The following is a 23,663-nucleotide window of genomic DNA, read 5'->3' as shown; positions in this document are numbered from 1 at the left end:
ACCCACGAAATTATCCCCCACATTAGAGCATCCAAAAGTTTTCACGGTCATATTTCGGCACAGCCCGTTAACCGGACATCAAGGTTAATGCGAGATTTTCAATGGAATGTTCCCGCGTTCCATGCCGGAGTCCGTGTTGCGTCGAAAGAGCCCTTCCCGTAGCAAGCTGCGTCTTATTCCCGAGAATTGGGTGTCGCCCGCAATCTTCGGTCTCGCCGGCTGGCTGATTTTCCCGAGCGTCGCATCCCATGCCGATCTCGCCGCCATGCTTTCCGGCCTCGATCATGAGGGTGAGAACTGGCGCATGGTGCTGACCAATTCGCCGGCCGGCTCCATCCACCAGGCCGAACTCGCCTTCGCCGAGCCGATGGTGACGGGTTCGATCTCTGCCGGTGCCGGCATGGTGCTGCCCGATGGCCGCAAGGTCGCTTTCACCGCCAAGGACAAGGGCACTGCCAAGGATAGGGGCCGCGAGGATACGCCGGACGAGGATCGCGTCAACCGCAGCGTTAAGAAAGGCCGGGTCGTCGCCGTCGAGCAGATGCAGCCGCCGAAGGATTTTTCCGCCGGCTCGATCCTTGAGCGCACCAGAATGCTCTTCACCCCGAGCTTCGATCTCAAGGACCGCTCGGCTTTCATCAAGCCGAAGATCCAGGGCAAGGAAATCGAGATCGCCACATCTTTCTATAAGACGCAGCCTGTTGTGACCGATATCGGCGTGCCCGCCATGCTCGCAAGCCTCGTCACCAGCAACAAGGCCGATGTACTGGCCACCGCCTATGGGCCGGCGGCACCCGACTATTCCCGCCAGTCGCCCTTCGATTCGATCCTGACCGATCAGGACAGCGGCCGCTTCGTTCCGGAGATCGGTCCGCGCGACCATGCCTGGGCCGCCAGCATATTGTCGCCGAGCGTCTTTTCCGCCCGCGAACAGCAATGCCTTGCCTCCGGTATCTATTTCGAGGCGCGCGGAGAATCGGTGAAGGGTCAGGCGGCCGTCGCCCAGGTCATCCTCAACCGCGTCCGCAACCCGTCCTATCCGAAAACCATTTGCGGCGTCGTCTATCAGAACGAGGATTGGCGCAACCGCTGCCAGTTTTCCTTCGCCTGCGACAGCATCAAGGACAGGGTGAACTCGGAATATCACTGGCGAGTCGCCCGCGACGTTGCGATGGCGGTGACATCAGGCAAGATCTGGCTGCCGCAGGTGGGCTCGGCGACGCACTATCATGCCGTCTATGTCAGACCGAAATGGGCAAAGACCATGGAAAAGGTCGGCCGCATCGGACTTCATGTCTTCTATCGCACCTATGGCGGCGGCTGGAGCTGAGATAAATCGCTTGGGCAAGCCGATTTCCGGCCCGGAAAAGCGGATTCTTTCCGTCGAATTTGCGCGGTCGACCCAGAGTCGATTTATCTCTTTGATTTGATGGAATTATTTTCTCGCTGGACAGAAGCTGTCTACGCCTTGACTATGCTAATCCCTAAAACTATGTTGCGCGCGACTTCAGAACGGGCCGGAAGGGTCTCAACCTTCGCGTCCGGGGTCCGAATGACCGGGGTAGCGGGAGTGCGGGCGACGGGCATGCGAGGATAGATCCATGGCGGATGACCGCGAGGAAAGTCTTGAGAAGCGCCGTGCGCAATTGGAAGCGAAACTCGCGACCAAACGCGTCGAGACGGGAGAGGACGAGGCCAGGGAAGCCCGTGCCGAGGTAAGCCGCAAAGGTTATGCCCAGGCGATGAAGCTTTCCAGCGAGTTCATTTCCGCAATCGTCGTCGGTGCCGTCCTTGGCTATGTCCTCGACCGTTTTGTTGGCACGGCGCCTTGGGGTTTGATTGTTCTTCTGCTTCTCGGATTTTGTGCCGGCGTTCTGAACGTGCTGCGTTCTGCGGGGGTGGTGGCCCATCCCCTGGACGACCGACAAGAAATAAGGACCGGGTCCGGTCCAGTGCAATGACCCCGCGTTCTGCGGGCCAAAGAGAGAGAACAAGCGGTGTCTAGCGATCCGACTCATCAGTTCCTGATCCAGAAGATTGTGCCGATCGAAATCGGCGGAATTGATTTTTCGTTTACCAATGCATCGCTCTTCATGGCCGCTTCGGCTGCCATCGCCGCAGGTTTCCTTTATTTCGCGACCTCGAACCGCGCCATTGTGCCGGGCCGTTCACAGTCGATCGCGGAAATTTTCTATGAATTCATCGCCAAAATGCTGACGGAAGGCGCGGGCAAGCAGGGACTGCAGTTTTTCCCCCTGGTCTTTTCGCTCTTCATGTTCGTGCTGACGGCCAACCTGCTCGGCATGTTCCCGTATTTCTTCACGGTGACGAGCCAGATCATCGTTACCGCCGCGCTGGCGCTCCTCGTCATCGGCACGGTTCTCGTCTACGGTTTCTACAAGCACGGCTTCAAGTTTCTGAATGTCTTTGTGCCCTCGGGCGTACCGGGCATTCTGCTGCCGCTGGTCGTCACGATCGAAATCATCTCCTTCCTGTCGCGACCGATTTCGCTCTCGGTTCGTCTTTTCGCCAACATGCTCGCCGGTCACATCACGCTGAAGGTGTTCGCAGGCTTCGTCGCCTCGCTTGGAGCCCTCGGTGCTGTCGGTGTCGGTGGCGCCGTTCTTCCTCTCATCATGACCGTCGCCCTGACCGGTCTCGAGTTCCTCGTCGCCTTCCTCCAGGCTTACGTCTTTGCGGTGCTGACTTGCATGTACCTCAATGACGCGATCCATCCGGGCGGGCACTAAGGATAACGACATCGACGTCAAAGGGCGTCAGTCATTCGCCGCAACAACCATTTCAAAGGAGTTCAACATGGAAGCGGAAGCAGCAAAGTACATCGGTGCAGGCCTGGCTTGCTTTGGTATGGCCGGTACGGCTCTCGGCCTCGGCAATATTTTCGGCAGCTACCTCTCCGGCGCTCTGCGCAATCCGTCTGCCGCTGACAGCCAGTTCGGCCGTCTGGTATTCGGCTTCGCCGTTACGGAAGCTCTGGGCATCTTCTCGCTGCTCGTCGCTCTCCTCCTCCTCTTCGCCGTCTGATATCGGCGAATAGATGGATCACGGCCTGCGATCGCAAGCCGTGATCCTTTGCATTTGCAGTCCACCTGGAGGTGAGCATGTTTTTTGTGACCCCGGCTTACGCTGAGGAAGCACCGGCGGCAGCGACGGGTACGGATGCGCATGCCGCTCCGGCCGCAGGCGAGGTCCATACCGAGACTGGTGTTGCCGAAGGCGGACACGCCCGCGGCCCCTTCCCGCCTTTCGATTCGACGACCTACGCGTCCCAGCTGCTCTGGCTGGTGATCACGTTCGGCGTCTTCTATTTGCTCATGCAAAAGGTCATCGCGCCGCGCATCGGGGCGATTCTCGATCAGCGTCACACGCGCCTCTCCCAGGATGTGGAAGAAGCAGGCCGCCTGAAGGCGGAGGCCGACGCTGCCGTTCGGACCTATGAAGGTGAACTGGCCGCTGCCCGTGCCAAGTCCAATGCGATCGGCACTGCCGCACGCGACGCTGCCAAGGCCAAGGCCGAAGAGGATCGCCGCGCCGTCGAGGCAAGCCTGTCGGAAAAGATCAAGGCTGCCGAGCTCCGTATCGGCGAGATCAAGGCCAAGGCCTTCGCCGATGTCGGCACCATTGCCGAGGAAACGGCCGCTGCCGTTATCGATCAGCTGATCGGCGGCACCGTCGCCAAGGCCGATGTCGCCGCCGCCGTTGCGGCCGCCAAGAAGGAGGCTTGATCGATGGAATTTCTTGATGCGACTTTCTTCGCCTTTGTCGGCCTCGTCCTCTTTCTGGCGCTGGTCGTCTACCTGAAGGTTCCGGGCATGATGGCGAAGTCGCTCGACGACCGCGCCGACCAGATCCGCAACGATCTGGCCGAAGCCAAGCGTCTGCGCGAGGAAGCCCAGCACCTGCTCGCCGAATACCAGCGCAAGCGCAAGGAAGCGGAAGCCGAAGCGGCCCACATCGTTGCCGCCGCCGAACGCGAAGCCGAAATGCTGACTGCCGAAGCGAAGAAGAAGACGGAAGAATTCGTCGCCAACCGCACGGCGCTGTCCGAGCAGAAGATCAAGCAGGCCGAGGTCGAGGCGATGAAGGCGGTGCGCTCCGCCGCCGTCGATCTCGCAATCGCGGCCGCCGAAACCGTGCTTTCCAAAAGGGCCGACGTCAAGGTTCAGTCCGAGCTCTTCGGCGACGCCGTCGGCCAGGTCAAGACGCGGCTGAACTAAGCAACTTTGAAAAAGATTGAGAGGAAGGCCGGGCATGTCCCGGCCTCTTCTTTTGCTGGCAAGGCTTGGTCTTTACTCGGCTTGGGGCCGAGGACAATGCGGTACCGTTGAACCGGCATCGCCACCTTCGCCTGGGTCGAATCACGTTTCTCGAGCCGTCTTCGAACCGTTGTAAACAGGGCGAAGGGACATGCCACAACGTCTCGATTCCCTCTTCTCCCCAGCGGGGAGAAGGTGCCCGTAGGGCGGATGAGGGGGCCGCGAATCCGATCTTTCCTACAATGCCGATGCGCGCGCTGGGACACATGGCGTTGCCGTCGCGGCGGATAGGTAAGTGGGAGCGTGATTGTGCCGTGCGGCCCCCTCATCCGCCTGCCGGCACCTTCTCCCCGCTGGGGAGAAGAGGACATGTCGCGACCTCTCCGTTCCTCGCGCCCCTTTCACAGAGCATACCGCGGACTTTTCATTTGCCAGGTCTTCTGTGGGCGATCTATTCGGAAAGCAGTTCATCCGTCTCAGGACCATCTTCGACCTTGCGCAACGGCCTGAAGCTCATCCGGTGCAGCGAGCAGGGGCCGTGTCTCTCGATGCCGGCGCGGTGCTGAGCCGTGCCATAGCCCACATGCGCGGCAAAGCCGTAATCCGGAAATACCTTATGCGCTCGCGCCATCATCCGGTCACGCGTCACCTTGGCGACAATCGAAGCGGCGGCGATCGAGACCGAGCGGGCATCACCCTTGACCACGGCCTGTCCGGGGCAATCGAGGCCGGGCGGCACGTCGAGGCCGTCGGTCAGCACGTAGCTTGCCGGAATGGCGAGGCTGCAGATGGCGCGGCGCATGGCGTCGAGGCTTGCCTTGCGGATATCCGTCTCGTCGATACGCGTCGAACTGGAGGAGGCGATGGAAACGGTCGCAGTTGCCAGAATCTGCACGAACAGTTCCTCGCGCCGTTGCGCCGAAAGCTGCTTGGAATCGTTCAGGCCCTCAGGGATGCGCCGGGGATCAAGGATGACGGCGGCAGCCACGACGGGTCCCGCCAGCGGCCCGCGGCCTGCCTCGTCGGCACCCGCGACCGGCCAGTGGCCGGCCTTGCGGGCTTTGAGCTCCAGTCGGAAATCCGGCACGAGCGGAACCGTGTCGAAAAGCAGGGGAGAATCGGGTGGCGTGCGAGGTTTCATGCGGCTGAACCTCGCACGCCAACCCGATTGCCCGCAAGTCCCCGGATCAGGGCGGCGGCCGGGGACGCTCCGGCGGATGGTGGCGGTCAGGGCCATCCGCGGGATTTGCGCTCGGGCTCGAAAACAGGGCGGTTTTGTCGAGCGCCGATGCGCAAGCTAGAAGCAATTCCAGGAAAAGTGTGCAGCGGTTTTCCGTCCGGAATTGCGTAAAGGTTAGAGGAAAATCCAGGAAAAGTGTGCAGCGGTTTTCCGTCCGGAATTGCGTAAAACGTTAGAGGAAATTCCAGACAAAGCGCGGAGCGGTTTTGCCGGAATTGCGTGGAAACAAAAGGTTAGAGCAGCGATAGTTGCACGCCGCTGCCGTCTGGCGGCACGAACAGATCGTCGCGTAGCGGCACGCTGCGGCGCGTCAACTCGAAACGTCGGGCTGCCATTTCAAAGCGCCGGGCGATCTGCCAAGCATAGGGACCGGCGCCTTTCATGCGCTTGCCGAATTCGGCGTCATAATCCTTGCCGCCGCGCATCGAGCGCACCAGCGACATCACATGCCGATAACGATCGGGATAATGCTGCAGCAGCCAATCGCGAAACAGCGGACTGACCTCGAGCGGCAGTCTGAGGATGACATAGCTCGCCTCGGCAGCACCGGCAGCCTTGGCCGATTCGAGGATGCGCTCCAGCTCGTGGTCGTTCAGCGCCGGGATGAGCGGGGCGGCCATCACAGCCGTCTGGATGCCTGCTTCGGCCAGCGTGTGGATCGTCTCCAGGCGCCGCGGCGGCGTGGCGGCACGCGGCTCCATCGTCCGGGCAAGCTTGCGATCCAGCGTGGTCACCGAGATGCCTACACGCACTAGATTCTTGCTTGCCATCTCCTGCAGAATGTCGAGATCGCGCAGGATCATCGCCGACTTGGTGACAATCGATACTGGATGGTTCGCCTTGTTCAACACCTCGAGGATGCCGCGCATGATGCGCCATTCCTTCTCGATCGGCTGATAGGGATCGGTATTGGTGCCGATCGCGATCACCCGCACCTTGTAGCCGGGCTTGGCGAGTTCCCGCTCCAAGAGTTTTGCCGCATCGGGCTTGGCAAACAGCTTCGTCTCGAAATCGAGCCCCGCAGAAAGCCCCATATAGGCGTGTGTCGGCCGGGCGAAACAATAGATGCAGCCGTGCTCGCAGCCGCGATAAGGATTGATCGAGCGGTCGAAGGAAATGTCCGGCGATTCGTTACGGGTGATCGCCGTGCGCGGTTTTTCGACCTGCACTTCCGTCTTGAACGGCGGCAATTCTTCCCACGTCTGCCAGCCGTCGTCGACGGTCTCGCGCTGCTGCGCTTCGAATCGACCTGTCGGGTTCAGTCCCGCCCCACGCCCACGACGCCGATCGACCTCGACCCTCAGACCGGAGGAAACGATCATCGCATCGGCAATATCTGCCGTATTGGCAGGCGCGAATGCGGCCTGCCCTGCCAGGGACTGCTCTCTCATCGGATTCTCCCGCGGCGAAAAGCCATCGCCGTCGCCCGTTTTGCTGATTAAATTCCTATCCGCAAAAAGAGAACAATGCAAGAACAAAATGAGGAAAACGGCGCTGGCAAAAATTTGTGCGGCGCATTATAAATAGTCAATGTTGACGGTTGTTCTCGAATGTCAGGATCAGGAATCTGAGCTGGCACAGACTTTATCGGTACTGGTGGCGGGCGCGGTGGAGGGGCTGGTGAGCGATGTGGTCGTGCTCGATCACGGCTCGCGCGACGGCACCTCGCGGGTGGCCGACGCCGCCGGTTGCCGCTTCCATTCGCAATGGGATATCAAGGACATCGTCCGCGCTGCCCGCGGCGAATGGCTGCTTTTCGTCGAGCCGGGTGCAAGACCCCAGGCCGGCTGGATCGATGAGATCGCCGAATATGTGGCGCTGAACAAGCTGCCGGCGCGCTTCACCGCATCGCGCGGCTACCGGCGCCCGTTCTTCCAGCGTGTCGGCCGGACCGTGCCGCCGCTGGAACTCGGCTTTCTCCTGCCGAAGAAGCAGGCGCTCGCCATCGCCAAAAGCGGCATGCGGCTCACCGAATTCGTCAAGGGCCAGAAGCCGCGCCGGCTGGCGAGTGAACTCATTCCCTCCTGGGCCGCCCGCGCTGCGCGGTAGGTGTCGCGACCCTCTCCACCGTTCGCGCAAAAGATGGCGCCCAATAGGATTTCGCGCTATAATTCAATCATGGCGCCGTCGAAGCGCCTCGCTTCGCAACGGAATGGCCATGGAATGCCGGTGAACGGCAGAACAGGTCAGCGAAAATCTCCTTTTCTGCCGGGTTCCCGGCGAAAGGAGGTGCGTCATGACACGCGGTAGGGTCTACGGCGTACGCAGTATGGTCTTCGGCCTCATAGCCGTCATATTGCCGACAATGGTGATCGCGCATCCGCATTCGGTAGCATCGCAGATGATGCGCAGTTGCGCAGGCCGACCCGAAATCGTCAATTTCCTGGACAAGAACTTCGCCGAAAAGCTCACGGCAGTCGGACTGATCAACCAGAACGCCATTCTCGAGGTCTATGCCGCCGAAAGCGGCACCTGGACACTCATCGTCACGGATGTTCATGGCATAAGCTGCGTCCTGCTGTCGGGTGATAGCTGGGACACGATGCCCGTCCTGCCGGCCATTGCGACATAACGCATGTCGCGCAAAAGTGTGCTGCGGTTTTGCGATAACGACATGCGTAAAAACAAAGACCTGAAGCGCAAGGAGCGAATCTGAAATACTGTGACGCGCCTTAGGCGATGCCGCTGTCGCAGGCAGTCTATCTGGTCGCGCCGCGTTTCAGGTGCTCGTCAAGACGCGGCATGATCTCGACGAAATTGCACGGCACGCTGCGATAGTCGAGCTGTCCTTTCAGAATGCCGTCCCAGGCATCCCGGCAGGCGCCGGGCGAACCCGGCAGCACGAAGATGAAGGTGGCGTTGGCAACACCTGCCGTGGCGCGCGACTGGATCGTCGCCGTGCCGATCTTCTCGTAGGAGATCCGGTGGAATATGGCGGAAAAGCCGTCCATCCGCTTTTCGAATAAAGGTTCCAGCGCCTCGGGCGTCACATCGCGGCCGGTAAAGCCGGTGCCGCCAGTGGTGATGACGACGTCTATATCTTCGTTCTCAGTCCAGGCCTTCACTCGCGCGGCAATCTTTTCGCGATCATCGGGCACAATTCCCCGGTCGACCAGCCTGTGGCCCGCCTCCGTGATCCGCGCCGCCAGCGTATCGCCTGACTTGTCCGTCTCCGGCGTGCGGGTATCCGAGACAGTCAGAACCGCAATGCCGACCGCGATGAAGGGCCGTTTTTCGTCCAGATCTGCCATCATGCACCTCCCGAAACGGTTTCCGTCGCCTGGAAATACCAGTCAGGGCGCGCGTCGTGAAGAGCTGCCGCAGCATCTTCGGCAGCAGTCATGCTCGCAAATATGCCGAAACAGGTGGCGCCGGAACCGGACATGCGGGTCAAAAGCGCGCCCTTCGCTTGCAGCATCGCCGAGATTGCCGTGATCTCGGGCAGGAGTTCGCGCGCCGGCGGCTCCAGGTCGTTGCGGGCAGCAGCAATTGCCGCGAGCCAGTCGGCAGTCTGAAGCCGGCTCGGTGCCAGGCGCAGAGCCGGATTGTTTTTCTCCGCCAGCCGGCGGAAAACCTCGGGCGTCGAAACGCCCTTCAGCGGATTGGCGAGCACCATGGCAAAGGCCGGCAGCTCTGGCACAGGTTCGAGCTCTTCGCCGATGCCGCGGGCAATCAGCGGCCGGCTCGCAAGGCACATCGGCACGTCGGCGCCGAGCTTCAGGGCGAGAGCTGCGAGCGCCTCCTCGGGCAATGTCGCGCCCCAGAGCCGCATCAGCCCGCGCAGCGTCGCGGCCGCATCGGCCGAGCCGCCGCCGATACCGGAGGCAACAGGCAGGTTCTTTTCCAAATGGATGCGGACGGGGAAGGCGAGGGGACCGATCGCCTCTCGCAGGAGGTCGCGCGCCTTCAGCACCAGGTTGGTGCCGCCATCGCCGGCAAGTACCTCGCCGAAACGGCCAGACAGAAAAAATTCGTCGGCCGGCGACCGCGTGAAGCCCAGCCGGTCGCCATGATCTGCGAAGGTCACCAGCATATCGAGCAGATGATAGCCATCCGGTCGCTGGCCCGTCACATGCAGGGCCAGGTTGATCTTCGCGCGACCTTCTTCGGTGATGCTGGAGCATGATGCCGAAAAGTGTGAGAGATTTTCGGACGACATCATGCTCTATTTCTTTGACCTGTTTCCGGCCAAGCCCTTATCAGGCATGCCTTCCGCCCGTCAGGATTTCTTGTCGACCGGCGGCGGGATGACGGGCGCCGGATCCGGCTGCTTCTTGTCGGCCGCCTTGGCATCGTCGCTGGCGGGAGGCAGGCCGTTGGCGACCTTGTCCTTGATCTTCGGGATCTCGGCAGCTTCGGGCTCGGAGCTGAGCGCCCGGTTCCATTGGTAGACGGCCTCGAGCTTGCGGCCGACGCGCCAGTAGGCGTCGCCGAGATGGTCGTTGATCGTCGCATCGCCGGCCTTGATCTGGGCGGCGCGCTCCAGCTCGTCGACGGCATCATCGAAGCGGTTGAGGCGGAAATAGGCCCAGCCGAGCAGATCGATGATGTAGCCGTCGTCAGGGCGAAGGTCGACGGCCTTCTTGATCATGCCGAGACCTTCGTCGAGGTTCCGGTTCATGTCGATCCAGGAATAGCCGAGATAGTTCAGCACCTGCGGCTGGTCGGGATTGAGCTCCAGCGCCTTGCGGAAGTTGGGCTCCGCCTGGTCCCACTTCTTCAGCCGCTCATAGGCAATGCCGCGCTGGAAGAAGACGCTCCAGTTGGCGCGGCCGGGAATGGGGCCGATCGCTTCGACGGCCTTGTCGTAATTGGTGGCCATCGCCTCGTAGTCCTTGGCGTCGGAGAGCACGCTGCCATAGGCGAGGTAACTGCGGATGTCCTTCGGGTCGGAGGCGATCAGCGCCTGCAGGTGCTTGCGCGCCTCGTCCACCTTGCCGCCCTGGGCAAGGGCAAGACCGAGCTGCAACTCGGAGATGCGCCGCATCGGCGAATTCTCCGGCACCTTCTTGTAGAGCGCGATGGCGCGGTCCATCTGATTCTGTTTCTCGGCGATGCCGCCGAGCAGCACCAGCGTATCGGCGCTGTTCGGATCGAGCGCATTGGCCGTCTGCAGGTACAGCGAGACGATGTCCTCGGCGCCGTCGCGGTTCAGCGCCCCGCCGACGGAGAAGAGCACGCCGGCAGCCCCTTCTTCGGCCGTCTTGACCTGCTGTTCCTGCTTCTCGTTCTTTTCAATGCTGTCGCGTAGCGCGTTCAGCGGCGCATAGTTCGGCAACAGGTTGTCGCCGACGGAAACGGCGTCGAGCGCCTTCTGCTTGTTGCCTTGTGTTGCTTCGAGGCGAGCAAGCGCCATCACCGCGCGCATGAAGGTATCCGGCGCCGTTGCGCCGCCTTCCTTGTCGAGCACGGCATCGTTCAGATGCTGACGGGCGGCTTTCACGTCGCCGGTGACGATGGCGATCGCCCCGGCATTGTAATTCTGGAAGATGCGGAACCAGTCCGGTCCCTTCATCTTCTCGACCACCGTGAGTGCTTCCTTGCCGCGGCCGGCGCCGACGCGGGCCCAGGCGAGCAGCAGGTCGTTCATCATCCGGTCGAGATCGTTCGGCCCCGTATATTTCAGGATGGACTCGGCGGTCTTGTAGTCGTCGCGGCGCACGGCATCCATGCCGCGCACGATCGTGGTGATGCGCTCGACGGAAGGATCGCCTTTCAGGTCGTTGGCATATTTGACGCCTTCCTTGATGTCGCCATTGAGCAGCAGCGAGATCATCAGCCGCTGGCGGATCTCGGGATTGCCAGGCTCGATCTGCAGCGCCTTCTTGTAGAGCTCGATCGCCGTTTCGTAGTCATGATCGACATCGGCGGTGCGCGCCGCGAGGAAGGCGCCGGAGAAGGTGGTGACGCTGTCCGCATCAAAATGAGCGGCCGTACCGGCATCGTCTGCCTTGGCCGCATCCTCGGCGTTCACGCCGCCGACACTGCCCAGCGAAAGGACAGCTGCAAGCGCTGCGCTCGTAAGAAGACGGATGGCAAGTCTCTGCCGCATTAGGAAACCTTTCTTCGACAGCGTCCCGACAAATGCTGCCGGTCGCAAAACCAGTTGCGATCACTGATTCACAACAGGATGGCTTTTTTGAAGCGGCGCTGCAAGAAAATCAGCCTGCGATCAAGGACGTTTGATCAATTGACGCGCTCGATGCAGAAGTCGATCACTTCCATCAGGGCGGATTTCCAGACCGTATCGGGAAGGGGCGCAAGCGCGTCCCGTGCGATCGTTCCGTAATGGATCGCGCGGCCGATCGTGTCGCTGAGCGTGCCATATTTGGTGATCAGCCCCAGCGCTTTTTCGAGATTGGCGTCGGTGCTGTTGCCGGCTTCGATCGCATCGCGCCAGAAGGCGCGCTCGTCCTCGGTGCCGCGGCGATAGGCCAGAATGACGGGCAGGGTGATCTTGCCTTCGCGGAAATCGTCGCCGACATTCTTGCCGAGATCGGCCGCCTTGCCGCCGTAATCAAGCGCATCGTCGACGAGCTGGAAGGCCAGCCCAAGATTCATGCCGTAGGATTTCAACGCATTGCGGCCGGACCGGCCGATCTCGGCGACGATCGGCCCGACTTCGGCGGCAGCGGCAAAGAGGGCCGCCGTCTTGGCGCGAATGACGGAGAGATAATCGTCCTCGGTCGTCTCCATGTTCTTGGCGACGGAAAGCTGCAGCACTTCGCCTTCGGCGATCACGCAGGCCGCGGAAGACAAGACGTCGAGCGCATCGAGCGAGCCGACATCGACCATCATGCGGAAGGCCTGGCCGAGCAGGAAGTCGCCGACCAGCACGCTTGCCTGGTTGCCCCAGATCATCCTCGCCGTCGATTTGCCGCGGCGAAGATCGCTCTCGTCAACGACGTCGTCATGCAGCAGCGTCGCCGTGTGCATGAACTCGACTGAGGTGGCGAGCTTGACGTGGTTTTCGCCCCTGTAGTCGAACAGCGAGGCGGAAGCCAGCGTCAGCATCGGCCGCAGCCGCTTGCCGCCCGATGAGATAAGATGGTTCGCCACTTCGGGGATCATCTGCACGTCGGAGCCGGCCTTGGACAGAATGAGCTGGTTCACTCGCTCCATGTCCGCCCTGGTGAGATCGACCAATGGCTTGATGGATGCCAGTTTGTTTTTGCTTTCTTCAAGCGGTATGACCACGCCCAACGACCCGGACTCCTGTTCATTCTTTGCATCTGACAATAGAAAGGGGCGATGGACGCGGCAAGGGGTGAATTGTCGCGCTGAGCGAAATTGGAAGGAAAACGACGGCAAATGCATGAACTTATCCGCGCCAACGACCCCGTTCTTCTCTCCTATGCCGAGAGTTTGATGAAGGATGCCGGAATTCACTGCTTCATCGCCGATCAGGGCATGAGCGTGCTGGAGGGCTCGCTCGGCATGCTGTCGCGCCGCCTGCTGGTGGATGAGGAGATGGCCGATCAGGCGCGCCGCATCCTCATCGATGCCGGTCTCGGTGGCGAGTTGCGCGAGCGGAAGTGAGCTCCGATGACCGGGGAAACCACTGACACCATCGATGCCTTTCATCGCGGCGCCTTCCACGTGATGCAGCCGAAGGGCAGGGGCCATCGCTCCGGCATGGATGCGATGCTGCTTGCAGCTCTGGTCGCCGACGATCGCCCGGTCAGGGTTGCCGATCTCGGCGCCGGCGCCGGTGCCGCCGGTCTTGCCGTCGCCTCACGGCTTGCCAATTCGCAAGTGGTGCTCTTCGAGCGCTCGGCCGAGATGGCCGATTATGCCCGCCGCAGCATCCTCTTGCCCGACAATGCCCATGTCGCGGGCCGCGTCAGCGTCGTCGAGGCCGATGTGACGCTGACCTCCAAGGCGCGCAACGATGCGGGGCTCACCGATGAGAGCTTCCACCACGTCATCATGAACCCGCCCTTCAACGACGCCGGTGATCGGCGCACGCCGGATGCGCTGAAGGCCGAAGCCCATGCGATGACCGAGGGCCTGTTCGAAAGCTGGATCCGCACGGCCGGCGCCATCATGATCCCAGGCGGGCAATTGTCGCTGATCGCCAGGCCTCAGTCGATCGCCGAGATCGTTGCCGCCTGCGGCCGGCGCTTCGGCGGCATCGAGATCACCGCTATCCACCCGCGTCCGGGTGAAAACGCCGTGCGTATCCTGGTGACTGGTATCAAGGGATCGCGGGCGCGGCTGTCGCTGCGTGCGGGCCTCATCATGCACGAAGAGGGGAGCCACAAGTTCTCCCCTCTCGTCGATGATTTCAACAATGGCCGGGCGGCCTACGCCAGGCTTTAGACTGGCGCCACACTTTTCCTGGAATTGCTTCAGCCGGTGACGAAGTCGAAGAGCAGCTTGACGTTCAGTCCTGCAATGACGACCGCGATCAGATAGGCGATGCCGCTCAGCCAGCGGGGCGCCACCAGTTCGCCCATCTTGGCCTTGTTGCCGGTAAACATGACAAGCGGGAAGACGGCGAAGGAAAGCTGCAGGCTGAGCACCACCTGGGTGAGGATCAAAAGCTCGGCCGTGCCCTGGTCGCCATACCAGATGGTGACGATCGCCGCCGGCACGATGGCGATGGCGCGGGTGATCAGCCGGCGTATCCATGGCTTCAGCCGGATCTTGAGAAAGCCTTCCATGACGATCTGGCCGGCAAGCGTTGCCGTCACCGTCGAATTGAGACCGCAGCAGAGAAGCGCGATGCCGAACAGCGTCGGCGCGATGGCGAGGCCAAGCAGCGGCGACAGCAGCGAATAGGCATCGCCGAGTTCGACGACGTCGGTCTTGCCGTGCGCATTGAAGGCGGCGGCCGCCAGGATCAGGATCGAGGCGTTGATCAGCAGCGCGAAACACAGCGCCACCGTCGAGTCGATCGTCGCAAAGGTCAGCGCTTCCCTCTTTTCGGGAACCGTATGGCCGTAGGCCCGCGTCTGTACGATGCCGGAGTGGAGGTAGAGATTGTGCGGCATGACGGTCGCGCCGAGAATGCCGAGTGCCAGATAGAGCATCTCGGGATTGGTGACGATCTCCGTGGTCGGGAAGAAGCCGGTGAGAACGGCGCCCCATTGCGGGTCGGCCAGCAGGATCTGCACACCGAAGCAGACCGCGATGACGCCGAGCAGCGCGATGATGAAGGCTTCCACCCAGCGGAAGCCGAGCTTCTGCAGGAAGAGGATAACGAAGACGTCGAGTGCGGTGATCAGCACGCCGAGTTCAAGCGGGATGCCCATCAAGAGGTTGAGGCCGATCGCCGTGCCGATCACCTCGGCAATGTCGGTGGCGATGATGGCGATTTCCGCAAAAGCCCAGAGCGGCAGCGAGACATATTTCGGAAAGGCGTCGCGGCAGGCCTGGGCGAGGTCACGGCCCGACGCGATCGCCAGACGCGCGCAGAGCGATTGCAGCACGATGGCCATCAGGTTGGAAAGCAGCGCGACAGTGAGCAGCGCATAGCCGAATTTCGAGCCGCCGGCGAGGGATGTCGCCCAATTACCGGGGTCCATGTAGCCGACGGCGACCATGTAGCCCGGCCCGGCGAAGGCTGCCGCCCTTCGCCACATCGAGCTGTGACGCCCGGTTCCGACGGTGCGGTAGACATCGGACAGCGACGCCTCGCCGCGTTCGTGCCGCCAACCGCTCTTTGCATTCGGATTAAGGACGTCCATGCGATTTCCACCTGTTCTATCGTCAGCGCACTATGACGAATTAGAATGATAATGCAAGTCATTCGCAACAACAAATTCAAACCCGCTATTTTCGGGAACGCGGGGATTGCGTTTGCCGTTCCAACGCATACATGGATGCCGATCGCAAACTGCGATCGTGCGACCCGAAGCGAAGGATGGGAAATGGCCGGATTCTTGAGAAAACTGCTGCCGAAACGGTTCCGCAAGGACGGCATCACCATCCCGGTCGTCCGGCTGCAGGGGGCGATCATCAGCGGCGGCGGCCAGTTCCGGCCGACCCTCAATCTCGCCAATGTCTCTCCGGTTCTGGAAAAGGCCTTCGCTATGAAGGACGCGCCGGCGATTGCCATCTCCATCAATTCGCCGGGCGGTTCGCCCGTCCAGTCGCGCCTGATCTTCACCCGCATTCGCGAGCTTGCCCGCGAGAAGCAGAAGAAGGTTCTGGTCTTCGTCGAGGATGTCGCCGCCTCCGGCGGCTACATGATCGCGCTGGCCGGCGACGAGATCATTGCCGATGCCACCTCCATCGTCGGCTCGATCGGCGTCGTCTCCGGCGGTTTCGGTTTTCCCGAACTCTTGAAGAAGATCGGCGTCGAGCGCCGCGTCTATACCGCCGGCGAAAACAAGGTGATCCTCGATCCGTTCCAGCCGGAAAAGGAAAAGGATATCGAGTACCTGAAGAGCCTGCAGCTCGAAATTCATCAAGTCTTCATCTCCATGGTGCGCGAGCGTCGCGCCGGCAAGCTGACAGACGATGCGACGGTCTTTTCCGGCCTGTTCTGGAGCGGCACGCGCGGCCTGGAGCTCGGCCTCATCGATGGCCTCGGCGACATGCGCCAGGAACTGAAAAGGCGCTACGGCCAGAAGACCAAGCTGGAGCTCGTCACCGCCGGCCGCGGCCTGTTCGGCCGCCGAATTCCCGGCGTGTCCCCGGTGTCGCTCGAGGGCGCTGCATCCGGTCTCGCAACAGGGCTTGTCGAAGCGGCGGAAGAGAGAGCATTGTGGAGCCGTTTCGGGCTTTGAAGGGAGCAAGAGAGGGGCATGCCGCAGTTAATTACCATTCTGATCCTGATCTTCTCAGCCTGGTGGCTCTACCGCCGCTTCGTCTCTGACGCCCGCAAGCTCGCCGAAAAGTCGCGCCGCGCCGAAAAGGAGCGCCAGACCGGCGCGATCGGCACGCTGGTCAAGGACCCGGAGACCGGTGAATACCGGCTGAAGCGCGAGGGCGAATAAAATTAAGAGCACAAATTGAAGGGTCTCGCCACTGCTCTGCCCCATCCAGCATCCTAGACCCCTCCCCAACCCCTCCCCACAAGGGGGAGGGACTAACCCGGAGTACCCGCCTCGCTCCTCCTTGAACGTCGAAGATCTGGAAAGCGGGCGCAGCAAGTTAACCCCTCCCCCTTGTGGGGAGGGGTTGGGGAGGGGTTTTAGATCTCTCCGCCGCCGCAAAAGTCTTGACCCCTGCCGCCCTCCATGGCACCTGTCGCGCCGATAAATCCCACGCAATCGGTGCCGTTCGATGTCAGCTATCCCAGACCATATGAACCCGAAGCGCTCCTTTCAGGCGCTGATCCTGACCCTGCATCATTACTGGGCGGATAAGGGTTGCGCGGTACTGCAGCCCTACGACATGGAAGTCGGCGCCGGCACCTTCCATCCGGCCACCACGCTGCGCGCCCTCGGCCCCAAGCCCTGGAAGGCCGCTTACGTTCAGCCATCCCGCCGCCCTTCCGACGGTCGCTATGGCGAGAATCCGAACCGGCTGCAGCATTATTACCAATACCAGGTCATCCTGAAGCCGAACCCGCCAAATCTGCAGGAGCTTTATCTCGGCTCGCTGGCGGCGATCGGTCTCGATCCGCTGCTGCATGATATCCGTTTCGTCGAGGACGACTGGGAAAGCCCGACGCTCGGCGCCTGGGGCCTCGGCTGGGAGTGCTGGTGCGATGGCATGGAAGTCTCGCAGTTCACCTATTTCCAGCAGGTCTGCGGCATCGAATGCTCACCCGTCGCGGGCGAACTGACCTATGGTCTCGAACGCCTCGCCATGTATGTCCAGGGCGTCGACAATGTCTATGACCTGAACTTCAACGGCCGCGAAGGCGACGAGAAGATCAGCTATGGCGATGTTTTCCTGCAGTCCGAGCAGGAATATTCGCGCCATAATTTCGAATTCGCCAACACCGAGATGCTGCATCGCCACTTCGTCGATGCCGAGAAGGAATGCCGGGCGCTGCTCGATGCCGGCGCACCCGGCGACAACGCCAACCAGCGCCTGCACAAATGCGTCTTCCCGGCCTATGACCAGTGCATCAAGGCGAGCCACCTCTTCAACCTGCTCGATGCCCGCGGCGTCATCTCGGTTACCGAGCGGCAGAGCTACATCCTGCGCGTACGCACGCTCGCCAAGGCCTGTGGCGAAGCCTTCCTGCTGACCGATGCCGGCGGCGTCAATCTGGCCAAAGAGGCGGCGTGACGCAACAGCCAGCCAGCCGCATCATCCATATCAACGGCTGGCCGGGCACTGGAAAGCTGACTGTCGGCCGCCTGCTGGCGAAGAGGCTCGGCGCGCGGCTCGTTGATAATCACATGCTGCTCAATCCGGCTGAGGCCCTGTTCTCGCGCAGCGATCCGCTGCACGCATCGCTGCGTGGGCAGATCCGCCACATGGTTTTCGATCATGCCGTGCGCGCAGACCCGGCTGAAAGCTTCGTCTTCACCGATGCCTTGTCGGACGATGCACAAGACACTGCGACGTTTTCCTGGTATCGCGATCTGGCTACCGCAAGAGGCGCCGATCTGGTGGCAATCCTGCTCGATTGCGCCCCGGAAGAGAACGCCAGGCGCCTTGTTTCTCCCGGCCGGTCCGAGGCGCTCAAGCTGACGGATATTGCGGTACTGCAACGGCTGCGGGCAAACCATAGGCTGCTGCGCGGGCTGGCTGAACGCACCGTCGAAATCGACACGACAGGCCTTTTGCCGGAGCAGACGACGGCCCGAATCCTCGGAGATATCGGCGTTTGACGGCAGCCGGCAAAACCGCTTAGTGTCCGCCCGGACATTACTTCGCTGCGGGGGATTCGCGATGTATATTGCACTTGGCGTCATCGTTCTGGTCGCGCTCTATCTCGTCTTCATCTACAACGGCCTGGTTCGCGCGCGGCAGATGGCTGAGGAAGCCTGGTCGGGCATCGATGTCCAGCTCAAGCGCCGCGCCGACCTGATCCCGAACTTGATCGAGACGGTCAAGGGCTATGCCGCCCATGAGAAGTCGACGCTCGAAGAGGTGGTTGAGCTCCGCAACAAGGCGCAAGCCGTGCCATCAGGCGATGTCGCCGGCAGGGCGCAGGCGGAAGGTCTGCTCGGCCAGGCGCTCGGCCGCGTCATGGCGCTCGCCGAAGCCTATCCCGATCTCAAGGCCAACCAGAACTTTGCCGAGCTGCAGGCCTCGCTGGAAACCATGGAAGGCGAGCTGCAAATGGCGCGGCGTTATTACAACGGCGCCGCCCGCGATCTCAACGTCAAGGTCGAAAGCTTCCCGTCCAATCTTGTTGCCGGCCAGTTCGGATTCTCCAAGCGGGAATATTTCGAAATCACCAACGAGGCCGACCGCGCCGTCCCCGCCGTGAAATTCTGACGATCCGGCATTTTGCCTTTGCCGGAAAGCGATTAAGAGCAAGGGCAGATTGCGGCCGGCTTGAGCATGTCGCGCAAAACCAAAGACCTGAAGGGTGGGTCAAGCAGATCTGAAAGATCGCGACGCGCTTTAGGGACGCCCCATGGACGGAAGAACAGCATGACACGCACAGCCAAACTCACGATCATTCCGCCGGGCCGGCCGCTTTCAGGCCGCGCCATGCCGCCGGGCTCCAAGTCGATCACCAATCGCGCGCTGCTGCTTGCCGGCCTGGCGAAGGGCACGAGCCGGCTGACCGGGGCGCTGAAGAGCGACGATACGCGCTATATGGCCGAAGCGCTGCGCGCCATGGGTGTTTCGATCGACGAGCCTGACGATACCAGCTTCGTCGTCACCGGCAGCGGTAGGCTCCTGCCGCCGAAGGCGCCGCTCTTCCTCGGCAATGCCGGTACGGCGACACGTTTCCTGACGGCCGCTGCGGCTTTGGTCGACGGCACCGTGATCGTCGATGGCGACGAACATATGCGCAAGCGCCCGATCGGCCCGCTGGTCGAGGCGATGCGCACGCTCGGCATCGACGTGACCGCCGAGACCGGCTGCCCGCCGGTCACCGTCAAGGGCGCCGGCCGCTTCCAGGCCGACCGCATCCGCATCGATGGCGGCCTGTCCAGCCAGTATGTTTCGGCACTGCTGATGATGGCGGCCGGCGGCGACCGGCCGGTCGATATCGAACTCGTCGGCGAGGATATCGGCGCACTCGGCTACATCGACCTGACCACGGCGGCGATGAAGGCCTTCGGCGCCAAGGTCGAGAAGACCAGCCCCGTCACATGGCGGGTCGAGCCGACCGGCTACCGCGCCGCCGATTTCATCGTCGAGCCGGATGCCTCGGCGGCGACCTATCTCTGGGCGGCCGAGGTTCTCACCGGCGGCGCGATCGATCTCGGTGTTCCCTCCGATACCTTCTCGCAGCCCGATGCGCGCGCCTATGACATCATCGCCAAATTCCCGCATCTGCCGGCGGAGATCGACGGCTCGCAGATGCAGGATGCCGTTCCGACCCTTGCCGTGCTTGCCGCATTCAACGAGACGCCGGTTCGCTTCGTCGGCATCGCCAATCTGCGCGTCAAGGAATGCGATCGCATCCGGGCGCTCTCGACCGGCCTCAACCGCATTGTGTCAGGCCTTGCCCGCGAAGAGGGCGACGATCTGATCGTGCAGTCCGATCCCGCACTTGCAGGAAAGCGTCTATCGGCGGAGATCGACAGTTTCGCCGATCACCGCATTGCCATGAGCTTCGCGCTGGCGGGGCTCAAGATCGACGGCATTACCATTCTCGATCCCGATTGCGTCGGCAAAACCTTCCCCGCCTATTGGCGGACGCTCGCGGCACTCGGCGTGAAATACCAGGACAACGATTGACGGAACGCGCAGCCGAGGCTGCCGGCGAGGAGACAGGGATGGGGCGTCGGGTTTTCGTATTTTGCTTTGCGCTGCTGTTGATGCTCGCCGCTCCGGCGGTGTTTGCCGCCGAGGTGATCGACAGTTTCGCCTCCGATATCGCGCTCGAAAAGAGCGGAGCGATGACGGTGACGGAAACGATCACCCTTAATGCGGAGAACAACCAGATCAACCACGGCATCTTCCGTGACTTCCCGCTCTATTTCACCGATGCCACAGGCCGTCGCCGCAGCGTCGATTTCGATATGGTCTCGGTCCAGCGTGATGGCGATAACGAGCCCTGGCACACCGAGTCGATATCAGGCGGCATCCGCATCTATGCCGGTTCTGCCGATGTGACGGTGACGCCGGGCCGTCATCAATATGTCTTCACCTACAAAACCAACCGCCAGATCCGCTATTTCGACGATCATGACGAACTCTACTGGAACGTCACCGGCAATGGCTGGATTTTCCCGATCCGCTCGGCAACGGCGACGGTGCACCTGCCGCCCGGTGTCGGCGCCACTGATACGATCTTCTTCACCGGCCCGGAAGGCGCGACCGGCAAGAATGCCCGCGTCAGCGAAACCGGCGCCGGCCTGGTCTTTTCGACGACCGAGCCGCTCGACGCACACGAAGGCCTGACATTCTCGATCAAGATGGCGAAGGGCGCCATCGATGCGCCGAGCGCCGATATGGAAAGCAGCTGGTGGTTGAAGGACAACCGCAATTATTTCATCGGCTTCGGCGGCCTGATCCTCGTCTTCGCATACTATACGCGCTCCTGGCTGAAGGTCGGCCGCGATCCCGCCCGCGGCGTCGTCGTGCCGCGCTGGGATGCGCCAGACGGCATCTCGCCGGCACTGGTCAACTACATCGACAATAAGGGCTTCTCCGGCGGAGGCTGGACGGCGCTGTCCGCCACTGCGCTCAATCTCGCCGTTCGCGGTTACGTCAAGCTCGAGGACCTGAAGAATTCGATCGTCATCAGCGGCACCGGCAAGCCGCTCGGCAAGGAGAAATTCCAGGCCGGCGAGATCGAATTGCTGAAGGTTGCCGGCGGCGCCAGCTCGACGCTGACGATCGACAAGGCCAATGGCGAGCGGGTGAAGTCCGTCGGCCAGGCCTTTCGCTCGGCGATCGAGAAGGAACACCGCGGCAAATATTACAATTCCAACCTCGGTTATACCGCAGGCGGCATCGTGCTCAGTGCCGCCGCCCTGGTGATACTGTTCGTCTTCGGTTCGCTGGAGCCCGAGACGATCGCGCTGATGCTGATTCCAATCGCCATCTCGGTCTTCGTCGCGGTGTTTGCCGCCGGCCTCGTCAGATCGGTGCATCGCGGCAAGTCGCTGTTCGGCAAGATCATCGCCATCATCTCCACGGCGATCGGCGTTTTCGTCGGCGTCAGCATCCTGGCGATCATGGTGATGGTGCTCACCTCGTCGCTGATGGAGCTGCATGAAACGCCGATGCTCTTTGCCGTCGGCGGCATCGTGCTTTTGAACATCCTGTATTTCTTCATCATGGGCGCCCCGACCCCGCTCGGCGCCAAGATGATGGACGGCATAGATGGCCTGCGCCAGTATCTGACGCTTGCCGAGAAGGACCGGATGAACACGGCTGGCGCGCCCTCTATGTCGCCGCAGCATTTCGAGACGCTACTGCCCTATGCGGTGGCGCTCGGCGTCGAAAAGCCCTGGTCGCGCACTTTCGAGGCCTGGCTTGCGGCAGCTGCCGCCGGCGCGGCTGCCGCCTATGCACCCGCCTGGTATTCCGGCAATTTCAACAGCGGCGGTTTCTCCGATCGTATCGGCGGCTTTTCCTCGTCGATGGCCTCGACCATCGCTTCGACGATTCCTTCGCCGCCGCCGTCTAGTTCATCCTCCGGTTTTTCCGGCGGCGGCTCGTCCGGCGGGGGCGGCGGAGGCGGCGGAGGCGGGGGTTGGTAGCTTTCCCGCTTGACCTTTCGGTCCTTCGCCCTTAACCGCCAGACGAAACAGGAAAGGGTCGCGCATGAAGGTTCTGTTGATCGGATCGGGCGGACGCGAGCATGCGCTCGCCTGGAAGCTGGCGCAATCGCCGTTGATGACGGAATTCTATGCTGCACCCGGCAATCCCGGCATTGCCGAACACGCCGTGCTGGTGCCCCTTGACATCGAGGATCACCAAGCGGTCGCGGCCTTCTGCAAGGACAAGGCGATCGATTTGGTCGTCGTCGGTCCGGAGGCGCCGCTGGTTGCCGGCCTCGCCGACCGGCTGCGCGCCGATGGCCTGGCGGTCTTCGGTCCCTCCGCTGCCGCAGCCCAGCTCGAGGGTTCCAAAGGCTTCACCAAGGATATCTGCGCCCGCTACGGCATCCCGACAGGCGCCTACCAGCGCTTCAACAATGGACCGAAGGCCAAAGCCTATATCCGCGCCGAGGGTGTGCCGATCGTCGTCAAGGCCGATGGCCTTGCCGCCGGCAAGGGCGTCACGGTTGCGATGACGCTCGAGGAAGCTTTGGCTGCTGTCGACGACTGCTTCGAAGGCGCCTTTGGCGTTGCCGGCGCCGAAGTCGTCGTCGAAGCCTATCTTGATGGCGAGGAGGCGAGCTTCTTCTGCCTCTGCGATGGCAAACATGTGCTGCCGCTCGCAACCGCCCAGGATCACAAGCGGGTGGGCGAGGGCGATACCGGCGTCAATACCGGCGGCATGGGCGCCTATTCGCCGGCGCCTGTGATGACCGCCGAAATGGTCGAGCGGACGATGAAGGAGATCATCGAGCCGACGATGCGCGGCATGGCCGAGAGCGGCCATCCCTTCTCCGGTGTCTTTTTCGCCGGGCTGATGATCACCCAGAAGGGGCCTGAACTCATCGAATACAATGTCCGCTTCGGCGACCCCGAATGCCAGGTGATGATGATGCGGTTGAAAAGCGACCTTCTGCCGCTGCTGCTCGCCACCGCCAACGGCACGCTCGATCAGGTCAACGCCGAATGGAACGACGATCCGGCGCTGACGGTGGTCATGGCGTCCAAGGGTTACCCCGGCGCCTACGAGAAGAATACGCCGATCCTCTCCCTGCCTGATACGGGCGAGGGCGAGAAGGTGTTTCATGCCGGCACGGGTCTGAAAGACGGTGTGCTGGTTGCGACCGGCGGCCGCGTGCTGAACGTCACCGCGTCAGGTGGCACGGTCGCCGAGGCCAAGGACCGCGCCTATGCGCTGCTCGACAGGGTAAGATGGGAAAACGGCTTTTGCCGGCGCGACATCGGCTGGCGGGCGATCGAGCGCGAAACCGGCGCGGAATGAGTATAAACCGGCCCGTTCTTTAAATTTTTACCCTTTCCCCTGACGGGATAGAAACA

The 23,663-nt window shown here is 62.0% G+C and carries 25 protein-coding genes; 18 read left to right on the top strand and 7 right to left on the bottom strand.

What is annotated here, in order from left to right; all coding sequences use genetic code 11:
- Nucleotides 1-136 precede the first annotated feature (136 nt).
- From ACS4RR_RS22200 to ACS4RR_RS22175, 6 genes are all read left to right on the top strand, one after another.
- Entirely contained in the window at nucleotides 137-1,330 is a 1,194-nt protein-coding gene (locus ACS4RR_RS22200; protein ID WP_456189409.1) for a cell wall hydrolase, read from the top strand.
- A 271-nt stretch (nucleotides 1,331-1,601) separates the two neighbouring features.
- Complete coding sequence (locus ACS4RR_RS22195) at nucleotides 1,602-1,961, top strand: AtpZ/AtpI family protein (RefSeq protein ID WP_456189408.1); 360 nt, start codon at nucleotides 1,602-1,604, stop codon at nucleotides 1,959-1,961.
- A 36-nt stretch (nucleotides 1,962-1,997) separates the two neighbouring features.
- A complete protein-coding gene (locus ACS4RR_RS22190) occupies nucleotides 1,998-2,750 on the top strand; it encodes a F0F1 ATP synthase subunit A (protein WP_260297914.1) in 753 nt (250 codons plus the stop codon).
- A gap of 67 nt (nucleotides 2,751-2,817) precedes the next feature.
- Nucleotides 2,818-3,045: a F0F1 ATP synthase subunit C gene (locus tag ACS4RR_RS22185; protein WP_003545854.1), complete on the top strand. Its 228-nt coding sequence runs from the start codon at nucleotides 2,818-2,820 to the stop codon at nucleotides 3,043-3,045.
- Between the two features lie 77 nt (nucleotides 3,046-3,122).
- Nucleotides 3,123-3,746 carry a F0F1 ATP synthase subunit B gene (locus ACS4RR_RS22180; RefSeq protein ID WP_260110214.1) on the top strand — a complete coding sequence of 208 codons (624 nt, stop codon included), beginning with the start codon at nucleotides 3,123-3,125 and terminating at the stop codon, nucleotides 3,744-3,746.
- 3 nt (nucleotides 3,747-3,749) lie between these two features.
- Nucleotides 3,750-4,238, top strand: coding sequence for a F0F1 ATP synthase subunit B (locus ACS4RR_RS22175; RefSeq protein ID WP_456189407.1), 489 nt, complete (start codon nucleotides 3,750-3,752; stop codon nucleotides 4,236-4,238).
- A gap of 490 nt (nucleotides 4,239-4,728) precedes the next feature.
- On the opposite strand, the gene rnhB is transcribed toward ACS4RR_RS22175, so the two are convergent.
- Both rnhB and ACS4RR_RS22165 read right to left on the bottom strand, forming a co-directional pair.
- Nucleotides 4,729-5,418, bottom strand: a complete 690-nt coding sequence (rnhB, locus tag ACS4RR_RS22170; protein ID WP_162118375.1) for a ribonuclease HII — start codon at nucleotides 5,416-5,418, stop codon at nucleotides 4,729-4,731.
- A 332-nt stretch (nucleotides 5,419-5,750) separates the two neighbouring features.
- A complete protein-coding gene (locus ACS4RR_RS22165) occupies nucleotides 5,751-6,908 on the bottom strand; it encodes a PA0069 family radical SAM protein (protein WP_170276672.1) in 1,158 nt (385 codons plus the stop codon).
- 139 nt (nucleotides 6,909-7,047) lie between these two features.
- On the opposite strand from ACS4RR_RS22165, the gene ACS4RR_RS22160 reads away from it, so the two are divergent.
- Nucleotides 7,048-7,566 (top strand): glycosyltransferase family 2 protein, encoded by a 519-nt coding sequence (locus tag ACS4RR_RS22160; RefSeq protein ID WP_456189406.1) that lies wholly within the window; start codon nucleotides 7,048-7,050, stop codon nucleotides 7,564-7,566.
- Nucleotides 7,567-7,753: 187 nt separating this feature from the next.
- Nucleotides 7,754-8,089 (top strand): hypothetical protein, encoded by a 336-nt coding sequence (locus ACS4RR_RS22155; protein WP_456189405.1) that lies wholly within the window; start codon nucleotides 7,754-7,756, stop codon nucleotides 8,087-8,089.
- A gap of 127 nt (nucleotides 8,090-8,216) precedes the next feature.
- On the opposite strand, the gene moaB is transcribed toward ACS4RR_RS22155, so the two are convergent.
- The 4 genes from moaB to ACS4RR_RS22135 all read right to left on the bottom strand — a co-directional run bounded on the left by moaB (nucleotide 8,217) and on the right by ACS4RR_RS22135 (nucleotide 12,720).
- The gene (gene moaB / locus ACS4RR_RS22150) at nucleotides 8,217-8,768 is read right to left on the bottom strand and encodes a molybdenum cofactor biosynthesis protein B (protein WP_017963028.1); all 552 of its coding nucleotides are present in this window, start codon (nucleotides 8,766-8,768) and stop codon (nucleotides 8,217-8,219) included.
- Entirely contained in the window at nucleotides 8,768-9,679 is a 912-nt protein-coding gene (locus tag ACS4RR_RS22145) for a 4-(cytidine 5'-diphospho)-2-C-methyl-D-erythritol kinase (RefSeq protein ID WP_260110216.1), read from the bottom strand. Before ACS4RR_RS22145 ends, moaB begins: the two co-directional genes overlap by 1 nt.
- Before the next feature lie 57 nt (nucleotides 9,680-9,736).
- The gene (locus tag ACS4RR_RS22140; protein ID WP_456189404.1) at nucleotides 9,737-11,569 is read right to left on the bottom strand and encodes a tetratricopeptide repeat protein; all 1,833 of its coding nucleotides are present in this window, start codon (nucleotides 11,567-11,569) and stop codon (nucleotides 9,737-9,739) included.
- 134 nt (nucleotides 11,570-11,703) lie between these two features.
- On the bottom strand, nucleotides 11,704-12,720 hold the full coding sequence (locus ACS4RR_RS22135; RefSeq protein ID WP_017963032.1) for a polyprenyl synthetase family protein: 1,017 nt from the start codon (nucleotides 12,718-12,720) through the stop codon (nucleotides 11,704-11,706).
- 108 nt (nucleotides 12,721-12,828) lie between these two features.
- Here ACS4RR_RS22135 and ACS4RR_RS22130 point away from each other — a divergent pair, with 108 nt between their 5' ends.
- Together ACS4RR_RS22130 and ACS4RR_RS22125 are read left to right on the top strand one after the other, a co-directional pair.
- Nucleotides 12,829-13,056: a putative signal transducing protein gene (locus ACS4RR_RS22130; protein ID WP_024321294.1), complete on the top strand. Its 228-nt coding sequence runs from the start codon at nucleotides 12,829-12,831 to the stop codon at nucleotides 13,054-13,056.
- 6 nt (nucleotides 13,057-13,062) lie between these two features.
- Entirely contained in the window at nucleotides 13,063-13,839 is a 777-nt protein-coding gene (locus ACS4RR_RS22125; RefSeq protein ID WP_260110218.1) for a tRNA1(Val) (adenine(37)-N6)-methyltransferase, read from the top strand.
- Nucleotides 13,840-13,868: 29 nt separating this feature from the next.
- Here the strand turns inward: ACS4RR_RS22125 and ACS4RR_RS22120 are convergent, their stop codons facing one another.
- A complete protein-coding gene (locus ACS4RR_RS22120; protein WP_260110219.1) occupies nucleotides 13,869-15,209 on the bottom strand; it encodes an Nramp family divalent metal transporter in 1,341 nt (446 codons plus the stop codon).
- A gap of 183 nt (nucleotides 15,210-15,392) precedes the next feature.
- On the opposite strand from ACS4RR_RS22120, the gene ACS4RR_RS22115 reads away from it, so the two are divergent.
- The 8 genes from ACS4RR_RS22115 (at nucleotide 15,393) to purD (ending at nucleotide 23,607) form a co-directional block, all read left to right on the top strand.
- Nucleotides 15,393-16,253: a S49 family peptidase gene (locus ACS4RR_RS22115; RefSeq protein ID WP_162118367.1), complete on the top strand. Its 861-nt coding sequence runs from the start codon at nucleotides 15,393-15,395 to the stop codon at nucleotides 16,251-16,253.
- 18 nt (nucleotides 16,254-16,271) lie between these two features.
- Nucleotides 16,272-16,463, top strand: a complete 192-nt coding sequence (locus tag ACS4RR_RS22110) for a hypothetical protein (protein WP_162118366.1) — start codon at nucleotides 16,272-16,274, stop codon at nucleotides 16,461-16,463.
- A 289-nt stretch (nucleotides 16,464-16,752) separates the two neighbouring features.
- A complete protein-coding gene (locus ACS4RR_RS22105) occupies nucleotides 16,753-17,709 on the top strand; it encodes a glycine--tRNA ligase subunit alpha (RefSeq protein ID WP_456189403.1) in 957 nt (318 codons plus the stop codon).
- Nucleotides 17,706-18,257 carry a P-loop nucleotide/nucleoside kinase family protein gene (locus ACS4RR_RS22100; protein ID WP_407766858.1) on the top strand — a complete coding sequence of 184 codons (552 nt, stop codon included), beginning with the start codon at nucleotides 17,706-17,708 and terminating at the stop codon, nucleotides 18,255-18,257. Before ACS4RR_RS22105 ends, ACS4RR_RS22100 begins: the two co-directional genes overlap by 4 nt.
- 61 nt (nucleotides 18,258-18,318) lie before the next feature.
- Nucleotides 18,319-18,870 carry a LemA family protein gene (locus ACS4RR_RS22095; RefSeq protein ID WP_260110221.1) on the top strand — a complete coding sequence of 184 codons (552 nt, stop codon included), beginning with the start codon at nucleotides 18,319-18,321 and terminating at the stop codon, nucleotides 18,868-18,870.
- A gap of 159 nt (nucleotides 18,871-19,029) precedes the next feature.
- A complete protein-coding gene (gene aroA, locus ACS4RR_RS22090; protein ID WP_407768081.1) occupies nucleotides 19,030-20,292 on the top strand; it encodes a 3-phosphoshikimate 1-carboxyvinyltransferase in 1,263 nt (420 codons plus the stop codon).
- Between the two features lie 38 nt (nucleotides 20,293-20,330).
- Entirely contained in the window at nucleotides 20,331-22,265 is a 1,935-nt protein-coding gene (locus ACS4RR_RS22085; RefSeq protein ID WP_456190167.1) for a DUF2207 domain-containing protein, read from the top strand.
- Nucleotides 22,266-22,329: 64 nt separating this feature from the next.
- Nucleotides 22,330-23,607, top strand: coding sequence for a phosphoribosylamine--glycine ligase (gene purD / locus ACS4RR_RS22080; RefSeq protein WP_456189402.1), 1,278 nt, complete (start codon nucleotides 22,330-22,332; stop codon nucleotides 23,605-23,607).
- Nucleotides 23,608-23,663 lie beyond the last annotated feature (56 nt).

It is taken from the genome of Rhizobium zaerense, assembly GCF_051810725.1.
In the GTDB taxonomy this organism is placed as follows: domain Bacteria; phylum Pseudomonadota; class Alphaproteobacteria; order Rhizobiales; family Rhizobiaceae; genus Rhizobium; species Rhizobium leguminosarum_I.
Note: the sequence above shows the minus strand (reverse complement) of the source record. Positions and strands in the feature narration are given on the sequence as shown.